Annotated in this window: 1 protein-coding gene; it reads left to right on the top strand. The window is 29.4% G+C overall.

Annotation, left to right across the window (positions count from 1 at the left end; genetic code table 11):
• The first annotated feature begins 509 nt into the window (after positions 1-509).
• On the top strand, positions 510-2,393 hold the full coding sequence (gene abc-f, locus AB2369_RS12905) for a ribosomal protection-like ABC-F family protein (RefSeq protein WP_367666881.1): 1,884 nt from the start codon (positions 510-512) through the stop codon (positions 2,391-2,393).
• Positions 2,394-2,422: the final 29 nt, after the last annotated feature.

Raw genomic sequence — 2,422 nt, 5'->3', positions numbered from 1 at the left:
CTAGGTGTTGTTTACTTGCCTGGATTTTTTTATGTATAAAAATATAACTGCACCTTATAAATTATAAAAGTTTTAAGTAAACTTATTGTTTTATTTAAATCAGTTTATTGAACTTCTGAGCTTTTAGAAATTAATATTTGTTATTTACAAATTAAAAGCAGATATTTCAGAATTTCAACGATATATTTTAGAGATTTTAAGATTTAACTAATACCATAGGTTAATTTATTTGGAAGTTAAAAAGAGGATACCGTGATTTCAAGAATACATCTAACTTATTAAAAGAATTATAAATTAGATAAGGTATATAAATATAATAGCCCTTATATAGGATAAAGAAAAATAGTTATAGAAGTAACCTTAGAATTAAAAAGAAAAAAATTTATCTATATATCATAAGGAAAGAACTATATTTCATATACATCACGGTATTTATAAGTTTTTATAGATTATACAAGAAAAGTTCTTGGCAAGTAATCCCTTACCCTTAATTAAAGGGAGGAAGGAACATGATCGAATTATCATTAAACAATGTAACAAAATATTATGGAGCTACTCTAGCTCTTAGGGGAGTGACCTTTCAAGTTAAAAGAGGAGAAAAGGCTGGAATAGTTGGAAGAAACGGAAGTGGAAAGACTACAATTTTAAAAATCATAGCAAATGTAGAAAAGATTGATGAAGGTAATATCTCAATAAGAAGGGGAACTACCATAGGGTATCTTAAACAAATACCAGACTATCCTATGGAATGTAGTGCTTATGATGTTTTAAATAGTGCTTTTGACAGCTTGAGTGGAATTGAAGAAACTATGAGAGATTTAGAAAATCGCATGAAGACTCTCTCGGGAGAAGACCTTGAAAAAACTTTAAAAAGATATAGTAATGTACAAGAAACCTATGAGGCTTTAGGTGGGTATGAAAAAGAGGAAAAGTTCAGTAAAATATGTGAGGGATTAAAGTTTAGTGAGGATTTTCTAAAAAGACCTTTTCATATTTTAAGTGGAGGAGAAAAGACTACCTTAATTTTAGGGAAAATATTACTAGAGAATCCAGATATATTACTCCTTGATGAACCAACAAATCACTTAGATATGGATTCTTTGGAGTGGCTGGAAGGATATCTTTTAGAGAGTAAGAGTACGGTTATAATAGTATCTCATGACAGATATTTTTTAGATAAAGTAATAACTAAGACCATAGAGGTTGAAAACCTATGTTGTGAAACCTACAAGGGTAATTATTCTAAATATATTAAAGATAAAGAAGAGAAGATGCTTCTACAGTTTAAATTCTATAAAGAGCAGCAGAAAGATATACAATCCATGGAGGAGTCTATAAGAAGACTTAGAGATTGGTCAAATAATGGGGAGAATGTTAAATTTATTAGAAGAGCTATGAGTATGGAAAAAAAGCTCGATAAAATGGAGAAGATAGATAGGCCGTCCTTTGAGAAAGAGAATATGAAAATAAAGTTTATAAGCAGCGATAGATCAGGAGAAGAGGTTATTAAAGTAGAAGATCTTAGAAAATCCTTTGAGGAGAAGGTGTTAATAGATAATGGGAGTCTACTAGTAAGGTACGGTGAGAGAACTGCATTAATAGGGCAAAATGGAAGTGGTAAAACTACATTTTTAAAGATGCTCCTTAAAGAAGAGAAAATAGATAAGGGATTAGTGACTCTTGGCTCGAATGTGAGATGGGCATATTTACCTCAAAATATATTCTTTAATGATGAAGAAGCTACAGTACTACAGTGCTTTAGAGATGATATAGAGATATTAGAGGGAAAGGCTAGGGAGTATTTATCTAAATTTATGTTCTTTGGAGAAGATGTCTTTAAGAAGGTTGAAAATCTTTCAGGAGGAGAGAAGACTAGGCTTAAATTAAGTAAACTCCTTTATGAAGATATTAATCTACTTATATTAGATGAACCTACAAACCACTTGGATATTGATTCCATAGAAACCTTAGAGGAGGCGCTGGAGGATTTCAAAGGAACTATATTCTTTATATCTCATGATAGATACTTTATAAATAAGATATCTAATAGAGTTATAGCCATTGAAGATAAAAAGTTTAATAATTATTTAGGAAACTATGACTATTACAGAAATCATATAAAGGAAAAAACACAGCTTATTAAAGAAGAAATCAAAGTGAAAAAACAAAAGGTTCAAAAGGTAAAAACTATAGATGAAAGTAAGAAAAAAGAGAGGGAAATAAGTAGATTAGAAAGAAATATGGAAGATTTAGAAGAAGAAATTAAGGTGATTGATAATAAGATGAAGGAGAAAGATCTTAACTATGAGGACCTTAATAAGCTTTTTAATGAAAAAGAAGAGCTTCAGGGAAAAATTGATAAAGTTTTAGAAGAATGGATAATTTATAACTAAAAATATATTATATTTTAATAGCTTAGGGT

Origin of the sequence: Clostridium sp. (genome assembly GCF_040797585.1) — a bacterium.
Classification (GTDB): Bacteria; Bacillota; Clostridia; order Clostridiales; family Clostridiaceae; genus Clostridium_Z.
This window is presented reverse-complemented; position numbering and strand designations above follow the sequence as displayed.